Source organism: Roseivivax halotolerans, from assembly GCF_900115815.1.
Lineage (GTDB): Bacteria > Pseudomonadota > Alphaproteobacteria > Rhodobacterales > Rhodobacteraceae > Roseivivax > Roseivivax halotolerans.
Window position 1 is genome coordinate 323,240 of the sequence record NZ_FOXV01000001.1, and the last position, 17,498, is coordinate 340,737.

The 17,498-nt window shown below is 63.9% G+C and carries 16 protein-coding genes and 1 tRNA gene; 6 read left to right on the forward strand and 11 right to left on the reverse strand.

Translation table 11 applies throughout. The features are described 5' to 3' along the window. Positions 1-24 precede the first annotated feature (24 nt). Positions 25-429, reverse strand: a complete 405-nt coding sequence (gene mce / locus BM171_RS01605) for a methylmalonyl-CoA epimerase (RefSeq protein WP_093009036.1) — start codon at positions 427-429, stop codon at positions 25-27. A 135-nt stretch (positions 430-564) separates the two neighbouring features. On the opposite strand from mce, the gene BM171_RS01610 reads away from it, so the two are divergent. Continuing rightward, positions 565-1,281, forward strand: a complete 717-nt coding sequence (locus BM171_RS01610) for a response regulator (protein WP_093009037.1) — start codon at positions 565-567, stop codon at positions 1,279-1,281. 35 nt (positions 1,282-1,316) lie between these two features. On the opposite strand, the gene BM171_RS01615 is transcribed toward BM171_RS01610, so the two are convergent. The 7 genes from BM171_RS01615 to leuC form a co-directional block, all read right to left on the reverse strand. Next, positions 1,317-1,393: transfer RNA gene (locus BM171_RS01615), tRNA-Pro, on the reverse strand. Positions 1,394-1,438: 45 nt separating this feature from the next. Then, a complete protein-coding gene (locus BM171_RS01620) occupies positions 1,439-2,404 on the reverse strand; it encodes a DMT family transporter (protein ID WP_093009038.1) in 966 nt (321 codons plus the stop codon). Positions 2,405-2,488: 84 nt separating this feature from the next. After that, on the reverse strand, positions 2,489-3,592 hold the full coding sequence (gene leuB / locus BM171_RS01625) for a 3-isopropylmalate dehydrogenase (RefSeq protein WP_093009039.1): 1,104 nt from the start codon (positions 3,590-3,592) through the stop codon (positions 2,489-2,491). Positions 3,593-3,652: 60 nt separating this feature from the next. Continuing rightward, positions 3,653-4,525 (reverse strand): endonuclease/exonuclease/phosphatase family protein, encoded by an 873-nt coding sequence (locus BM171_RS01630; protein ID WP_175497460.1) that lies wholly within the window; start codon positions 4,523-4,525, stop codon positions 3,653-3,655. A gap of 95 nt (positions 4,526-4,620) precedes the next feature. Then, entirely contained in the window at positions 4,621-5,454 is an 834-nt protein-coding gene (locus BM171_RS01635) for a hypothetical protein (protein WP_093009040.1), read from the reverse strand. A 306-nt stretch (positions 5,455-5,760) separates the two neighbouring features. Then, positions 5,761-6,366 (reverse strand): 3-isopropylmalate dehydratase small subunit, encoded by a 606-nt coding sequence (gene leuD / locus BM171_RS01640; RefSeq protein WP_093009041.1) that lies wholly within the window; start codon positions 6,364-6,366, stop codon positions 5,761-5,763. Positions 6,367-6,450: 84 nt separating this feature from the next. After that, complete coding sequence (leuC, locus tag BM171_RS01645; protein WP_093009042.1) at positions 6,451-7,851, reverse strand: 3-isopropylmalate dehydratase large subunit; 1,401 nt, start codon at positions 7,849-7,851, stop codon at positions 6,451-6,453. Between the two features lie 321 nt (positions 7,852-8,172). Between leuC and BM171_RS19325 the strand changes: the two genes are divergently transcribed. The 5 genes from BM171_RS19325 to BM171_RS01665 all read left to right on the forward strand — a co-directional run bounded on the left by BM171_RS19325 (position 8,173) and on the right by BM171_RS01665 (position 14,258). Continuing rightward, positions 8,173-8,307, forward strand: a complete 135-nt coding sequence (locus tag BM171_RS19325; protein ID WP_281244598.1) for a hypothetical protein — start codon at positions 8,173-8,175, stop codon at positions 8,305-8,307. 79 nt (positions 8,308-8,386) lie between these two features. Further along, positions 8,387-9,733: a mechanosensitive ion channel family protein gene (locus tag BM171_RS01650; protein WP_093009043.1), complete on the forward strand. Its 1,347-nt coding sequence runs from the start codon at positions 8,387-8,389 to the stop codon at positions 9,731-9,733. A 39-nt stretch (positions 9,734-9,772) separates the two neighbouring features. Continuing rightward, positions 9,773-10,324, forward strand: coding sequence for a cupin (locus BM171_RS01655; RefSeq protein WP_139218655.1), 552 nt, complete (start codon positions 9,773-9,775; stop codon positions 10,322-10,324). 69 nt (positions 10,325-10,393) lie between these two features. Further along, positions 10,394-11,572 (forward strand): acetyl-CoA C-acyltransferase family protein, encoded by a 1,179-nt coding sequence (locus BM171_RS01660; RefSeq protein ID WP_093009044.1) that lies wholly within the window; start codon positions 10,394-10,396, stop codon positions 11,570-11,572. A gap of 91 nt (positions 11,573-11,663) precedes the next feature. Continuing rightward, positions 11,664-14,258: a PAS-domain containing protein gene (locus BM171_RS01665; protein WP_093009045.1), complete on the forward strand. Its 2,595-nt coding sequence runs from the start codon at positions 11,664-11,666 to the stop codon at positions 14,256-14,258. Here the strand turns inward: BM171_RS01665 and yaaA are convergent. The 3 genes from yaaA to BM171_RS01680 form a co-directional block, all read right to left on the reverse strand. Beyond that, positions 14,183-14,968 (reverse strand): peroxide stress protein YaaA, encoded by a 786-nt coding sequence (yaaA, locus tag BM171_RS01670; protein WP_093009046.1) that lies wholly within the window; start codon positions 14,966-14,968, stop codon positions 14,183-14,185. The genes BM171_RS01665 and yaaA overlap by 76 nt on opposite strands. Positions 14,969-15,032: 64 nt before the next feature. Then, positions 15,033-17,087 (reverse strand): DNA helicase RecQ, encoded by a 2,055-nt coding sequence (recQ, locus tag BM171_RS01675; protein WP_093009047.1) that lies wholly within the window; start codon positions 17,085-17,087, stop codon positions 15,033-15,035. A gap of 115 nt (positions 17,088-17,202) precedes the next feature. After that, positions 17,203-17,496, reverse strand: coding sequence for a YggT family protein (locus tag BM171_RS01680; protein ID WP_093009048.1), 294 nt, complete (start codon positions 17,494-17,496; stop codon positions 17,203-17,205). Positions 17,497-17,498: the final 2 nt, after the last annotated feature.

The following is a 17,498-nucleotide window of genomic DNA, read 5'->3' on the forward strand; positions in this document are numbered from 1 at the left end:
GTCTCCTTGCCGGGCGGCGTATGCTCACACCTGTTCCAGTTCCACGAGGCAGCCGTTGAAATCCTTGGGGTGCAGGAACAGCACCGGCTTGCCATGCGCGCCGATTTTAGGCTCGCCCGAGCCGAGAACCCGCGCCCCTTGAGATTTCAGATGGTCGCGCGCCGCGAGAATGTCATCCACCTCGTAGCAGACGTGATGGATGCCGCCGGAGGGATTCTTGTCGAGAAAGCCCTTGATCGGGCTCTCCTCGCCCAAGGGATAGAGAAGTTCGATCTTGGTATTCGGCAGCTCGATGAACACGACGGTCACCCCGTGATCGGGCTCGTCCTGCGGTGCGCCGACCTTTGCGCCAAGCGCGTTGCGGTATTGCGCGGATGCCGCCTCGAGATCGGGGACGGCGATGGCGACATGGTTCAGGCGGCCGATCATGTGCGAGGCTCCTCAATGCTGCATCGCACGCGGTTATGGACCGGGCAGAGGCGCCTTCGCAAGGAGGTGCGACCGTTAACCGCCCATTAGGCACCAGTGCCCAGAGTGAGCCGTGCGACAACCCCGGAGGGCAGAATGACCGAATCCGAATTTCTCACACAGCCTCTCAGGCCAAGTGCGGCCCGCCCACTCTTGGGCCTGACGATACTGCTGGTCGAAGACAGCCTTTATGCTTGCGACGCCATCCGGCTCTTGTGCCTCCGCAGCGGCGCGCGACTGCGCCGAGCCGATTGCCTCGCCTCGGCACGGCGTCATCTGGAAGTCTACAGACCCTCCGCGGTGATCATCGATATGGGCCTGCCAGATGGCTCGGGCGCGGACCTCATTCGCGAGCTGAAGGCGACGACCCCCAAGGTGCCCGCCATTCTCGCGATAAGCGGTGATCCCTTCGCTGAACACCTCGCCATCGCCGCCGGGGCGGACGGGTTCTTCGCCAAACCGCTGACGAGCCTTGGCGCGTTCCAATCCGCGATCCTCGCGCATCTGCCGTCCGAGCAGCGCCCCGAAGGACCGCGCCTTGTGAGGGAGGAGCCGGTTCGCCCCGACCCGATCAGCTTTCGTGACGACATGATGAACGCCGCCGCCATCCTCGAGAATTCCGACGCGCCAGAGCGGCTGGATTACGCGGCGCGGTTCCTGTGCGGCGTCGCGATGTCCGCCGGAGACCGCGCACTCGCGGACGCTGCCGGGGATCTCTTCGAGGCGCGTGTGTCGGGGCTGCCTTACGGTCCCTGCCTTGCCCGCGTGTCGGGCCTTTTGCAGGAGCGCATGTCAGAACCGCTCGCGGTCTAGTGCGAACTGAAAGGGCAGTGGCAGATTTGTGAAATTGGTCGGAGTGGCAGGATTCGAACCTACGACCCCTGCCTCCCGAAGACAGTGCTCTACCAGGCTGAGCTACACTCCGACCGTGCCGCGCCGGATACTCAATGCGCGCGCCTTTGGCAAGGGGTCAGCCGCGCGTTTTGGAGCGCTTTCGCGCCAGCCGGATCAGCGCGTCTATCCGCGGCCATGTGCCGGTCTCGAAGCGGGTCCGGGTGCTGCTGACGGGCCGGTTCTCGGATGCGTTGGCGCGGCCTTCGCGGACGACGATATAGAGGCCCGACGCGATGATGATGGAAGCTCCGACAAGTGTCGGCCCATCCAGCCCCTCGTCGAAGAACAACGCGCCGAACAGCGTGGCCCAGATGATCTGGGAATATTGCATCGGTGCGACGATCACGGCCTCGCCGGCGCGATACGCCTCGATCATCAGCGCTGCGGCGACGAATCCCAGAACCGCGAGACCGGCGTTCAGCGCAAGATCTCCGACCGGCATCGGAACATGCACGAAGGGCAGGAGCGCGAACATCACCGCGAAATTGCCGAGCATCGGATAGAGGATCAGCACCGCCGTGCGTTCATCCTGGCCGATCTTGCGCGAGATGATGGAGGCCAGCGCGCTGCCGAACGCCGCCACCAGCGCCGCCATATGTGCGAGCGTCAGGTCTGTCGAGCCCGGTCGCAGCACCACGAGCACGCCGCAAAGCCCCACGATTACGGCCGCCCAGCGCCGAAGACGCACGCGTTCCCCGAGGATCGGGATCGCGAGGATGGTGATGAAGAGCGGCGCCGCGAAGATGATCGTGTAGACCTGCGCGAGCGGCAGGTTCGCGAACGCGTAGAAGGCCGCGCTGCCGGTTACGACGGCGGCGAGCGTACGCAGCGCGACCCACCAAGGATGCTCGGGCCTGAGATGCCCCGGGGTTGCGTCACGAATGAGCATGAGCGCGACAAGCGGAAAGCCGAACAGAACCGAGTAGAACAGGATCTGGATCGGATTATACGCCCCGCCCAACACCTTCACGATGAGATCGTGGGTGGCGAAGACGGCAAATCCTGTCAGCGCAAAGACTGCGCCCCTGGCATTCGGTCCCATCCTGCTCTCCGGGCCGGTTCAGATCGCATCGTCTTCAAGTTGGGACCGAGGACGCCGCCAGATGCAAGCGTCCTCGGCACCGGGTCAGAGCGAAGCGTCGAGTTTGGCGACGATCGCGTCACCCATCTCAGAGGTCGAAACCGGAACCGTGCCGTCCTCTCCAAGAAGATCGGCAGTGCGGACACCGTCTGCGAGAACGGCCTCGACCGCTTTCTCGACGCGCGCGGCCTCGTCGCCCTGATCGAAGCTGTAGCGCAGCGCCATCGCGAAAGAGAGGATGCAGGCGATCGGGTTGGCCTTGCCCTGCCCCGCGATGTCCGGCGCCGATCCGTGCACCGGCTCGTAGAGGGCTTTCGGACGGCCGTTGGACATCGGCGCGCCGAGGCTGGCGGATGGCAGCATGCCAAGCGAGCCGGTGAGCATCGCGGCGAGGTCCGAGAGCAGATCACCGAAGAGGTTGTCGGTGACGATCACGTCGAACTGCTTGGGCCAGCGGGTCAGCTGCATCGCGCCGGCATCGGCATACATGTGGCTGAGCTCGACCTCGGGGTAATCCTGCCCGACACGGGTCACAACCTCGCGCCAGAGGATCCCCGATTCCATGACGTTCGCCTTTTCCATCGAGCAGAGCTTCTTGTCGCGCTTCATCGCGAGCTCGAAGGCCGAACGGGCGACGCGGTCGATCTCGCTCTCGGTGTAGCGCTGGGTGTTGATGCCGACGCGCTCGTTGCCTTCCTCGAAGATGCCGCGCGGTTCACCGAAATAGACGCCCGAGGTCAGCTCGCGCACGATCATGATATCGAGGCCAGCGACCACCTCCTGCTTGAGCGACGAGAAATGCGAGAGCGCATCGAAGCATTGCGCGGGCCGGAGATTTGCGAAGAGGTCCATCTCCTTACGCAGGCGCAAAAGGCCGCGCTCGGGCTTCAGCGAGAAGTCGAGAGCGTCGTATTTGGGGCCGCCCACTGCACCAAGAAGCACCGCGTCCACGTCCTGGGCGCGGGCCATCGTATCGTCGTGGAGCGGCGTGCCATGCGCGTCATAAGCCGCACCGCCCACGAGATCCTCGCTCACGTCGAAGGTCAGGTCGCGCTTTGCGCCAAACCAGTCGACGATCTTGCGGACCTCGGCCATGACCTCGGGTCCGATCCCGTCACCGGGAAGAATGAGAAGCGAGGGCGTGCTCATGGCCAGAATCCTTTGCGGCGTGTTGGGTCCGGCACCGGGTAAGCAAAGCCCGCCGTGGCGTCAAGAATCAGGCGGTGCGATCCCGGCCGGATCGATCAGCATCCAGACCGCGCGATGCGGTCCCGCAGCGGGTAGATGCGGGCCCAACCCGCTCTCCAGCACGGACAATGTCGCTTCAGGCAGAATGTAGCTGATCCGCATAGGGCCCGGCCCCGCCTGCCAAAGCGCGGTCGCCCCGAACGGGCCCCTGTCCTGAAGGCGCGAGCCATCCATAAGCGCGGATAGGGCCTCTCGGCGGCCTTCACCGCGAACGGGATCGATATTCGCGTTTCCCACGAGCATGACAGACGCTGCGGGCGCAGGCACGTGCAACGCACCCTGCAGCACGTGCGCCCATAGCATCGTCTCGTCATGGTTGCGCCGACCGTTCCGATCCTCCGGGCCGTCGAACACCGGAGGGGTCGCGTGATAGGCCAAGAGGCTCAGCGTCGACCCGGAGACCTTTATCGGCACGATCCAGTGCCCGCTGCTCGACAAACGCTGCACTTCGAAGCCCGGATCATCCTGCGCGATGAGGCTGCCGGGCACGTCTCGCCACAGAAGCGCGCTCAAATCCGTGACATCGCCGATCTCGTGCCGTGACAATAAGGCCATTCCACCTTCGCCGGCGAACCAACCAAAGCCTTGAGCATCGCGTGGCTCCCCGGTCCGGCCGTTACCATCAAGGTCAAGGTCCGTTCGCATCCCGGTATTGGGCCGCAAAGCGAAAAGATGCGGATAAGGGGTGCGGAGCGCGTCGTTCAACGCGCCGAGCGCGGCAAGCTCGTGGTCGTGGTCGATATCGGTCAGAAGCAGGATATCGGCATCGAGCGTATCGATCCCGGCAATGATCGCTTCGAGATCCTCCCCCTCTCCGGCCACGAGATCGCGCAAAAGCAATCCCGGCCCTTTGCGGGTCAGCGGCGCATGCCAGGTCGCGATCTTGATAGGGTCAGCCGCAGCGGGCGTCGAGACGAGCGCCAGCGCGCTCAGGCAGATTGAAAGATATCCGATTGCGCGTAGGTGCGCCTGCGCTTTTCCTCGATCAGGTCGACAACGCGCCAGAGTGCGATGCCACGCATGATAAGCGAGGTCGGCAAGAACGCCCATGCGGTCATCACCCAGATCAGTGTATGCGGATCGTCGAGCGGCAGCCCGAACCCGAACGACCCCATAACCTCGAGAGCTGCCGGGATCAGGAATGGCAGAAGGAATCCTAAGGCGACGTTAAAATTCGCATCGCGTTTCAGCCGGTAGATCACGTCTCCGCCGGCCGTTGGGTCGAAGAGAGGCAGGTTGATCCAGACATTGAAGGCCTGCTTGCGGATCGGCCAGCGCATGATCCGAATGAGCGGTACGAAAATGCCAAGTGTCACCAGCCCGGTGATATAGGCCAGACCGGCCAGTGCCCGCAGGAGCGCGGTCTCACCCGTATCGGCCGTTTCGGGCGCAAGAAGCACGGCCAGACGAACGGGTGAGAAGGGGAAGTCCAGCGCGCGCCCGAGATCCGTTCCAAGCGTCGTCACGATGCCGCCCAGCTCGGTCGGCGCGACATTGTCTCGGACCACCAGGGTCAGGAAAAGCAACATGGTCAGAAGCGCCGCATAGCGAATGCGGTTGAACGGAGGCGCGTCTCGGAATTCGATGAAGGTTGGCGAGCTGCCGAAATACTCGACGAATGTGAGTGCGGCGGCGATGATTGCGCCGAATAGGAACAAGGACGCAGCCGCATCGGAACTGCCCGGCATCAGGAGCGCCGGCATGGCCACGATCCAGGCCATAAGCAGAGCGCGCAGCCCCGCGCTGAAGACGCGTGCGATCAAGAACCTGCCCTCGGAGCCGACGGGACCCGGTGCGATGCCGCGTCCTTCTGTTCGGCGTGTTGTCGCCTTTGACGGCGATATGCCTCGATTTTGCCCAAATCTTGCCGCCTTTCCGACATGCATACAATACAGCGAGTCGACTCTGCCCATGAACGTGGCCAAATTCAGGACGGCGTGGTGCGAAAATGCACCTCCCGATTGATTCTTTCGAGTTGGACTTGTTGTGACCCCCAATATGTTGGGTGCCAACGAAAAACGGCCGCAAGCGTCACGCCGCGGCCGTTGGTCGTGCTCGTCCGCTGTCGCTCAGACCCAGGGGCGTTCCTGCGCCATCCGCGACTCGAATGTGTCGATCGCCGGGGCCTGCTCGAGCGTCAGAGCGATGTCGTCGAGCCCTTCCAGCAAACAGTGCTTGCGGAACGGATCGATCTCGAAGCGGACCACTTCGCCGTCCGAGGTCGTCACCTCCTGCGCCTCGAGATCGACGGTCATGCGCGCATTCTCGCCCTTCTCGGCGTCCTTCATAAGAAGATCGACCGTTTCCTGCGGCAGGCGGATCGGCAGGATGCCGTTCTTGAAGCAGTTATTGTAGAAGATCTCCGCAAAGCTCGGCGCGATCACACAGCGAATGCCGAAATCCTTGATCGCCCAGGGCGCATGCTCGCGCGAGGAACCGCAGCCGAAATTATCGCCGGCAACGAGGATCTCCGCCTGGCGGTACTGGGGTTTGTTGAGCACGAAATCGGGGATCTCGTTGCCGCTGTCGTCGTAGCGCATCTCGTCAAAGAGATTCACCCCAAGACCGGAGCGCTTGATTGTCTTCAGAAACTGCTTGGGGATGATCATGTCGGTATCGACGTTGACCAGCGGCAGCGGTGCCGCAATCCCGGTGAGCTTTTCGAACTTGTCCATATCGTCTCTCCTTAGCGCGGCGTCTCTCGCCCCTGCTGCATTGGCGTCTCGAGGACGCTCGCAGGAGCGGGGAAGCCGGGCAGGTCACGTCAATTCGCGCACATCCGTCAAACGGCCCGTCACCGCGGCGGCGGCGGCCATGGCCGGGCTCATGAGGTGGGTGCGGCCCCCGCGACCCTGGCGCCCTTCGAAGTTCCGGTTGGATGTCGCCGCACAGCGCTCGCCGGGGCTCAGCTGATCCGGGTTCATCGCAAGGCACATCGAGCAGCCCGCGAGCCGCCACTCGAACCCGGCATCCTGGAAGATTTGGGCGAGCCCCTCTTCTTCGGCCTGGGCACGCACGAGGCCGGAACCCGGCACGACCATTGCGCGCTTCACCTTGATTTTTCGACCCTTCAGAATCTCGGCCGCGGCGCGCAGATCCTCGATCCGGCCGTTGGTGCAGGAGCCAATGAAAACCGTATCGATCTCGATCTCGGAGAGCGGCGTACCGGGCTTGAGGCCCATATAGTCGAGGCTGCGCTGTGCCGCGCCGACCTTGCCGCCCTCGAACGTATCGGCTGCTGGAACCGCGGCGGTAATCGGGAGCGTATCCTCCGGCGAGGTGCCCCAGGTCACGGTCGGGGCGATATCCTCGCCGCGCAGCGTGATGACCTTGTCCCAATGCGCGTCGTCATCGGAGTAAAGCGTCTTCCACCACGCCATCGCGGCCTCCCACTGCGCGCCTTTCGGGGCGTGCGGGCGGCCCTGCACATAATCGAAGGTCGTCTGGTCGGGTGCGATGAGCCCGGCCCGCGCGCCGCCTTCGATGGCCATGTTGCAGATGGTCATCCGGCCTTCCATCGACAGCGCCTCGATCGCCTCGCCGCAATACTCGATCACGTAACCGGTGCCGCCAGCAGTGCCGGTCTTGCCAATGATCGACAGAACGATGTCCTTTGCCGTGACGCCGGGAGAAAGCTTGCCGGTGACCTCGACCTTCATGTTCTTAGATTTCGACTGGATCAGCGTCTGGGTCGCCAGCACGTGCTCGACCTCCGACGTGCCGATGCCGTGCGCCAGCGCCCCGAACGCGCCATGCGTCGCGGTGTGGCTGTCGCCGCAGACGATGGTCATGCCGGGCAAGGTCCAGCCCTGCTCGGGTCCGATGATGTGTACGATGCCCTGCCGCACGTCGGAGACAGGATAATAGTGGACACCGAAATCGCGCGCGTTCTTGTCGAGCGCCTCGACCTGGATGCGGCTTTCTTCGTTCTCGATCTGTTTGTCGCGCCGACCGGTGGTCGGCACGTTGTGATCGGGCACCGCGATGGTCTTTTCAGGCGCGCGCACCTTGCGGCCCGCCATCCGCAGACCTTCGAAAGCCTGAGGGCTCGTCACTTCGTGGACGAGGTGGCGATCGATATAGAGATGCGTGGTGCCGTCCTCGGCCTCATGGACGACATGCGCGTCCCAGATCTTGTCGTAGAGCGTTTTTCCGGACATGGGGGTCCCCCCGATATGGAAATGAAGAAAAATACGTCGGCTTTGACCCGGTGCCGTGAAAGCGGCCTCCGGGTCGGAACATCAGACGGACGCGGTCATAGACGCGCGCGCACCGTGTGGGTGGCCGCGCCGAAAAACCGCTCTTTCAAGCGGGCCCGGTCGTCGATGTCGAAAATGCGTTCCATGCATTCGCCCATAGCGCCTCGCCGCGAGTCTCGCAAGTCTGCGCCCAGCTGCGCGATTGCGTCGCAGTGCCCGAACTGAGGGCTGGAAGTCCTGAGCCGAGACCCTATCTTCCGCCAGTGGTTTTAAGGTGATCCGATGCGCAGCTGGCTTAACGTTGTCCACGTGACCCTGATCGCCGCCCTGCTCGGGGTGGCCCTTTTTGCATGGACGAGCCATCTCGGGGCCGGGCCGGAGACGCTCGACCTGACCGAAGATACGCAGTTCGAATAAGCCCATTCCTTCCGCCACTTGCACTGGGTCCGGTCACACCGTTCAATAAGGGCATGAAGCGCCAAGCGATCCCTTCCGAATGACCCCGGATACCGCATTTGCCGAATTGACCGGCATCCTCTCCAGCCTCCTGACACAGGCGGAGCTGTTCCTTCTGAGTCTCCTGCGTCCTTGGAACGCCTACCAGATCGGTATCGCGGTGGGCCTTTTCCTCGCCGCACATCTCGGCGCGCGGCTGATCGCACCTCGGATTTACGAATGGATGCGCGGCCTCGAAAGCGTCGCGAAGTGGCGGATGCGCGTTCTCGTGCTGCTTCATCGCCGCGTGAGAATGATTCTCTTCGCATTGCTAGCCTGGTTGGCCGTCCTGGTGATGCGCGAGATCACGTGGCCATCGCGTTCCTATCTTCTGGCCATCGTGGCGGAGCTTGCGACCGCCTGGCTCTTCATCGCGGTCATCACCCGACTGATCGGCAATCCCGTTCTGCGTACGCTTGTCAGGTACGGCGCCTGGACCTGGGTGACGCTGTCGATCCTGAATCTCACAGAACTGGCACGGCAGGCACTCGACTCGATCGGCATCAGTTTCGGCGAGAGCCGCCTCACGTTGTGGCTGGCGATGCAAGCGGTGATTCTGCTGCTTGTCCTCATCACGCTTGCGCGCTTTGCCACAACTGTCTCGGCGGCGCGGATACGGTCGAACGACGACATCTCGCCGTCGATGCAGGTTCTTGCGGTGAAGTTCCTGCAGGTGCTGCTCTACGGCGCGGCGTTCTTCATAGCACTCAAGCTCGTGGGCGTGGACCTGACCGGCCTCGCGGTCCTGTCGGGCGCGATCGGCGTTGGCCTGGGCTTCGGCCTTCAGAAGGTCGTCTCGAACCTCGTCTCGGGGGTGATCCTGCTGCTCGACCGCTCGATCAAGCCCGGCGACGTGATCTCCCTCGGCGAGACCTTCGGCTGGATCAACTCGCTCGGCGCGCGCTACGTCTCGATCACGACGCGGGACGGCAAGGAATACCTCATCCCGAACGAGGATCTCATCACCGGACAGGTGGTGAACTGGTCCCATTCCAATGATTTCGTGCGGCTCGACATCTATTTCGGCACGGCCTACGGGGACGATCCGCACAAGGTCCGAAAAATCGCCATCGAGGCGGCAGCAGGCACCGCGCGGGTGCTCGCCGACAGGCCGCCCGTTTGCCATATCGTGGGCTTCGGCGATTCCTCGGTCGACTACATCCTGCGCTTCTGGATCAAGGATCCAACGGGCGGGCTGACCAATATCCGCGGCAATGTCTATCTCGCACTATGGGATGCGTTCCAGGAGCACGGCATCTCCATCCCCTTCCCGCAACGCGAGGTGCGCGTCCTGGAAGGCTCCGAGCTTGGTACGCGGAAGATCGCCGACGAGCGCGGGAACCTCTGACGCCGCCCGCGCGCTATCCGCACAGGATGGAGGCGACCCATGACAACCGAACCTGCCCTCGTACACCGGGATGCCGCGACCGCCGCGCGCACCCTGAACTTCACCGATGACGGTGTGACGCCGAACAATCCGGACCTCCCGGTCCTATTCTTTCCCGATGCGATCGCGGACGGCGCGAGCTCGGATCAGATCGAAGCGCTCTACCGCTCGAATGGCTGGCACGGAACCTGGACCGCGACGGTCTTCGATTACGAGCATTATCATCCCGATGCACACGAGGTTCTGACGGTCGCGTCGGGCTCGGCCAGCCTGCGGATCGGCGGCCGGTCGGGCAAGGTGATGGCGGTGAATGCCGGGGACGTCCTGATGCTGCCAGGCGGCATCGGCCATATGCGCCTCGACCAGACCGACGATTTCGCGGTCTGCGGCGGCTACCCGCCCGACCAGCCGCATGGCACGATCATCCGCGCGCCGGACGAGCGGAACGAAGATCACATCGCGCAGATCGCGGCGCTGTCGCGACCCGAGAACGACCCGGTTTTCGGCGAGGACGGTCCTCTTGTCGTGCTCTGGGGCGGCGCTCGCGAATGACGCGCCGTTCCGCCTGACAAACCGTGGTTCGGTCTGCATAGTCGCGCATAAACCCGGAAGGAGATCCTCATGCGCGACGATATCGTCATACTGTCCGGTGCTCGCACCGCGATCGGCACCTTCGGCGGCAGCCTCGCCGGCACACCCCCTATCGACATCGCGACCGCCGCCTCCAAGGCCGCCATCGAACGCGCCGGGCTTGAAGGCGGCGATATCGGCACGGTCGTCTTCGGCCATGTCATCAACACCGAGCCGAGGGACATGTATCTGAGCCGCGTCGCCGCCATGCAGGCCGGCGTGCCCGACTCGGTCCCGGCGATGAACGTGAACCGGCTTTGCGGTTCGGGCGCACAAGCCATCGTCTCGGGCGTGCAGGCACTGGCGATGGGTGATTGCGACATCGCGCTGCTGGGCGGCGCGGAATGCATGTCGCGCTCTCCGTATATCGTTCCTGACCAGCGCTGGGGCGCGAAGATGGGCGATATCCGCACGCTGGACATGATGCTCGGCGCTCTGAACTGCCCGTTCGGAACCGGCCACATGGGCTTGACCGCCGAGAACGTCTCGGGCGAGCATGACATCAGCCGCGAGGCGCAGGACGCCTTCGCGATGGAAAGCCAGGAACGCACCGCCCGTGCCATCGCCGAAGGCCGGTTCGCCGAACAGATCACTCCGGTGGAGGTGCGCGTGAAGCGCGACATGGTCGCCTTCGAAACCGACGAGCATCCCAAGCAGACGAGCCTTGAAAAGCTCGCCGGCCTCAAGCCTGTATTCAAAAAGGACGGGACCGTCACAGCCGGCAATGCCTCTGGCATCAATGACGGTGCCGCGGCGCTGGTGCTGTCGACTGCCGAGGCTGCCGAGAAGAAGGGCGCAACACCACGCGCCCGCGTTCTGGGCTATGCTCATGCCGGTGTACGCCCGGAAGTGATGGGCATCGGCCCCGTGCCCGCCGTGCGCTCACTCTTTGAAAAGACCGGGCTCGGACCCGACGACTTCGACGTGATCGAGTCCAACGAGGCTTTCGCGGCGCAGGCTCTTGCGGTGAACAAGGAACTCGGTCTCGATCCTGCCAAGGTGAATCCCAATGGCGGCGCAATCGCGCTCGGCCATCCGGTCGGCGCAACCGGCGCGATCATCACGGTGAAAGCCCTCTATGAGCTTGAGCGCATCGGCGGCAAACGCGCGCTTATCACGATGTGCATCGGCGGCGGCCAGGGCATCGCATTGGCCATCGAGCGTCTCTGAAATCTGGCGCCCGCGTGTGATGCGCGGGCGTTAAGCAAACTTTCAACGCTTTGCCCCAAGACGGAAACAATGGTTTTCCCCGGGGGCGTGCATGACGCTGAGCAAGGTTCTGGCGGAGGAGCGGCGCGCGCGCCTCGCGGCCGAGAAGTTGCTTGCCCAGAAGCACGCGGAGCTGACTTCCGCCAATCGCCGGCTCGGACTGCATACGCGCGAGCTGGCGCAGGAGGTAAGCGAAACACGCGCCCGCGTCGCCAGCATGCAGACAGAGAATGCGCGCGTCATCTCCGAGCTCGGCAATGCCGTCCAGAAGATCGAGGTGGTCGAAAGCCAGCTCTGGCAGGCGCTCGAGGCGATCCGTGACGGATTTGCACTCTTTGACGCTGAGGGGCGGCTTGAACTGGCGAACCGGGCCTACCTGTCGATGTATGACGGCATCGAAGAAGTCTGGACCGGCACCCATTTCAGCGAATTGCTCCGCCTCGCCGCCGAAGAGGGGCTTGTCGATATCGGCGCGGAAAATCCGGCCGACTGGATAGACCGGATCGCGGCCGGCTGGACGAATACACGCTCGAAACCTCCGATCCTGCGTCTTTGGGACGGTCGCTTCGTGAAGGTCGAGAACCGCCCCACCGCGGATGGCGGTACGGTCAGTCTTGCGGTCGACATGACCGAACTCATGCGGATGTGGTCGGCGGTGCAGGAGCTACCGGACGGGTTCGTGCTTTTCGATGCTGATGACCGGCTGGTCATGTGCAACGAGAAGTACCGCCAGCTGTACTCCAAATCCGCGCCTGCGATCGTGCCGGGTGCGACGTTCGAGGATATCCTTCGCTACGGGCTCAAGCACGGTCAGTACCTTGACGCCGTGGGCCGCGAGGAAGAGTGGCTGGCAGAACGTCTCGCCTCACATCGGCGGCCCGAGATCGTACTTGAGCAACCGCTCGACGACGGGCGCTGGCTGCGTATCTTCGAGCGACGCACCAGCGATGGCGCGCGCGTCGGTCTCAGGGTCGATATCAGTCATCTCAAGCAGACCCAGGCCGATCTCGAGAAGGCGATGGAACGGGCGGAGGCGGCGAACCGCGCCAAGTCTGCTTTCCTCGCCAATATGAGTCACGAGATCCGTACACCAATGAACGGCGTGGTGAGCATGTCGGAGCTTTTGGTCTCGACCACGCTCGATGACGAGCAACGCCTCTATGCAGAGACGATACGCAATTCCGGCGAGGCGCTTCTCGAGATCATCAACGACGTACTCGACTTCTCCAAGATCGAGGCCGACCGGATCGAGATCGCCGTTGAACCATTCGATCTCGAACGTCTGATCCATGACCTTGTGACGCTGGTTCAAACCTCGGCGCGCAAAAAAGGTCTCGCGCTTCTGGTCGACTATGACATCTTCCTTCCGAGCCGTTTTCGGGGCGACGCCGCGCGCGTGAGGCAGGTGCTCACGAACCTGATCGGCAACGCGATCAAGTTCACCCATGAAGGCCATGTCCTCGTTCGCATCGTGGGTCTCGGAGAGGAGCGAGGACGGACGACGCTGCATATCACCGTGGAGGATACCGGGATCGGCATCCCGAAGTCGCAGCAGGCGCATGTCTTCGGCGTGTTCAATCAGGTCGAGGACGGCCGTGATAGAAGTTTCGAGGGAACTGGACTCGGCCTTGCCATCACGAAGCGCCTGATCGAGCTGATGGGGGGCGAGATCTGGCTCAAGTCCGAGCCCGGTCGTGGGTCGTGTTTCGGCATCCGGCTGGTCCTGCCAAACGCCACCGACGACGAGGGCAGCGGCTTGCCGGATCTCCGTCACATCCGGCGCGCGCTGGTTCTCGACGCTCATGCGGGCAGCCGCGCGATCCTGTCGCGGCAGCTTGGCCAGGCGGGCATCGCCGCGCTGACCTCCGCGATGGAAGCGGAGTTTGACACGATGCGGCAGGCCCCCTGGGACGTCGCCATCATTGCCGACGACATACCCGGCGCGACCGCGGCGGAACTTGCCCGGCGCTGGCGCACCGCAGGGGAGACACGCCCACTGATCCTCTCCGCCGCCCTACCGGACCGGGAGCGCAAGGCCATCGGCGACGGGTGCTTCGATGCCGTGGTCCAGCGCCCAACGCCGCGCGCCGCACTATTCGCCGCGCTCGCGCGGATCGAAATGGCTTCCGTCTCCGAGTCGCCATGCGTCTTTCACGTTGCAGGACACGAGACCGAAACGCGCATCGACGTCCTACTGGCCGAGGACAACGCGACGAACCAGCTTGTCTTTTCGAAGATGGTGGCCGATCTGCCCATCCGGCTGCGGGTTGCGTCCAATGGTCAGGACGCTCTCGACGAGATCGCAGCACGACGGCCCGATCTCGTTTTCATGGACATCTCCATGCCCGGAATGGATGGAAAGGAAGCGACCCGCAGGCTGCGGCAAAGCGAGGCGGACACCGGCGCGCCACGACTGCCAGTCATCGCCGTCACCGCACATGCCATGGATGGCGACCGCGAGGCGATTCTTGCCGAAGGGCTCGACGATTACATCGTCAAGCCTGTCCGCAAGGCGGCAATCCGGAACGCGATCGAGCGGGCGCTCCCCGGCGTCCTGCGGGATGGGGCCGATCAGGCTGCCTTGGACGCGGCTTCGGCATCCCGCACGAAGACCGGCTTTCCAGGTTCGGAGAGATCTTCGCGGTAGGCATAGCCGCCGGTATCGAAGTCCTTCAATGCTGCCGGATCAGTCAGCCTGTTTTGCACGATGAAGCGCGCCATCGCCCCGCGCGCTTTCTTCGCATAGAAACTCACGATCTTGGGTGTGCCGTTCTTGTCCTCCATGAATTGCGGCGTCACCACGTCGAGGCCGAGCGCCTTTTCCGGGACCGCGCCGAAATATTCCTGACTGGCGCAATTCACGAGGGTTTGCGTGCCGATCTCTTCGGCTTGCGTATGCAGCGCCTTGGCGATCCGGTCGCCCCAATATTCGTAAAGCGAGCCACCGCGCCGCGTCTTGAGCTTCGAGCCCATCTCCAGCCGATACGCCTGGATCGCGTCCTTGGGACGCAATGCGCCGTAAAGGCCCGACAATATCCGCAAGTGATCCTGCGCCCAGTCAAGCTCCTTGGGATCGAGCGATGACGCTTCGAGGCCCTGATACGTGTCGCCTGCGAACGCGAGCGCGGCAGGGCGCAGCTGATCGCCAGCGGGTGCATCCGAGAAGTCGCGATATCGGTCGCGATTGAGCTTTGCCAGATCGTCAGAGAGATCCATCAGCCCCTTGAGATCCTTGAGCGTCAGGTTTCGCATCGTCTTGGCGAGGCGCTGGGCGTCCTCCTCGAAATAAGGCTCGGTCGTCTCGACGTCGCGCGCGCTCCAATCGAGGCGCTTGGCCGGAGAGATCACGATCAGCATGGGACGGGCTCCTTCCTGTCTCGGGTTACGTCCGATTTAGGGCAAGCGGCGCAGCGCGCAATCGTCACTCTGTCGCGCTCAGCACCGACAGGAAGGCCGGGCCAAACCGCTCCATCCGGCGCGCGTCGAGAAAGCGGGACAACGCACTTTCGCCCGAAGGCCGCGCCTCGGCGATCTTCGCAAGCTGCGAGGCCGAACAGGAGAGCGGCTTTTCCGTGCCGTCCGGGCCCCGCGTGAGGTCCGCCTGCGTGGCGAGAAGCCTGTCGTAGAGACTGCCTGCGCCCCGTCCCGCGAGCCTGCGCCGCGCGGGATGCAGCCCTGCCGCTTCCCCGGCGATCACCTCGAGAAAGGCATCGCCGTAGCGGTCCAGCTTCTTGGCCCCGATCCCTGAGATACCTGCCATCTCGTCGAGGCTTTGCGGGCGGCGCTCGGCCATCTCGATCAAGGTACGGTCGTTGAAAATGATATAGGCCGGGACGGATGCGGCCTCCGCCAAGGCGCGGCGTTTGGCCTTGAGCGCAGACAGCAGCGGCGCGTCCTCGTCGCTGACAAGCGCTTTGGGCGTCGCTCGGTTCGCGCGCGGCGCCATGACATCGCGGCGCAGCCTCACGCTTTCCTCGCCTTTCAAGATCGGCAGTGCGCGATCGGTCATGACGAGCGCGCCATGCCGTTCCGGATCGGGTCGCATGAGGTCGAAGCCCATCATCTGCCGGAACACCGCCTGCCATTGGGACTGGCTGAGATCCTGACCAACACCAAAGGTCGGCAGACCGTCATGTCCCCGCGCCTTCACCTTCTCGGTGGCCTGCCCGCGCAGGATATCGATGAGATGGCCCGCGCCGAAATTCTCGCCGGTCCGCAGCGCCGCCGAGAGCGCCTTCCGCACCGCCTCGGTGCCGTCGAACGTCTCAGGCGGGGCGTCGCACAGGTCGCAATGCCCGCAATCGGCTGCCGGGCTTTCGCCGAAATAGCCCAGAAGCACGCGCCGCCGGCAGCCCTGCGCCTCGGCAAGCCCGAGAAGCGCATTGAGCCGGCCGTGATCCGCGATGCGGCGTTCGGGCGGCGCGAGGCCCTCGTCGATCTGGCTGCGACGCAGACGGATATCGTCGGGGCCGTAAAGCGTGAGCGTCTCGGCCGGTCCGCCATCGCGCCCTGAGCGGCCGATTTCCTGATAATAGGCCTCGATGGACTTCGGCAGATCCGCATGGGCCACCCAGCGTATATCCGGCTTGTCGACGCCCATGCCGAAGGCCACGGTCGCCACGACGATCAGCCCGTCCTCGACAGCGAAACGCGCCTCGACGTCCCGGCGGCGTTCAGGATCCATACCGCCGTGATAGGCGAGCGCGACATGGCCGTCCTGGCTCAGCGCCTGTGCCAGCGTCTCGGTCTTGGCGCGCGTGCCGCAATAAACGATGCCGGGTTGCCCGCGCCGCGCATCGGCAAAGCCGAGGATCTGTTTGCGGGGATTGTCCTTGGGCGAAAATGCGAGGTGGATGTTCGGTCGGTCGAAGCCGCGCAGGAACACATCCGGCGTGCCGCCGCCGAACAGCCGCGCGACGATCTCCTCGCGGGTCTCTTCGTCCGCGGTGGCGGTGAAGGCAGCGACCGGCACGTCGAGATCGCGCCGCAAGGCACCGATCCGCAGGTAATCGGGCCGGAAATCGTGGCCCCACTGGCTGACGCAATGCGCCTCGTCGACTGCGATCAGGCTGACGCCTGCTTCCGCGAGAAGGCGGGCCGTTCCACCCGAGGCAAGGCGTTCCGGCGCGAGATAGAGCAGTTTCAGATCGCCGGAATGCAGGGCATCGAACACTGCGTCGGTCTCGTCCTGCGTATTGCCGGATGTCAGCGCGCCCGCCGCGACCCCGGCCTCGCGCAACGCGCGCACCTGGTCGCGCATCAGCGCGATGAGCGGCGAGATGACGACAGTGAGGCCGGGCCGAACGAGCGCCGGCAGCTGAAAGCAGAGCGATTTGCCCCCGCCCGTCGGCATGATGGCAAGCACGTCACGACCTTGTGTGACCGCATCCACGATCTCGCCCTGGCCGGGGCGAAAGCTCTCGAATCCGAAAACGTCACGCAACAGCGCCTCGGCGCTGGCCAGATCGCGGGGCATGGGTGAGACCTGCCTGATTGTCTATATCTGCTCTTTGAGCAAAGGTCTCATACCAGGACTCGGTGAACAAGCCCCTAGCAGACATCCGCAGCGTCTTGGGCGTCCGAGGCCGGGATCAATACCCGTAGAACAGGCCCGCATTGTTGGCGAGGATGATGCGGAGGGCGTAAATGCCGATCAGCACGACCAGAGGCGCGAGGTCGAGCCCGCCCATGTTCGGCAGGATCTGACGGATCGGGCGATAGAGCGGCTCGAGCAGGCGGTTCAGACCGTCCCAGATCTGCGCGACGATCGGCTGACGCAGGTTCAGCACCTGGAAATTGATCAGCCAGCTCATGATGACGTGCGCGATGATGAAGAACCAGACAACGTCCAGGAGCAGCATCAGGATCTGGAAAAGCGATTGCATGT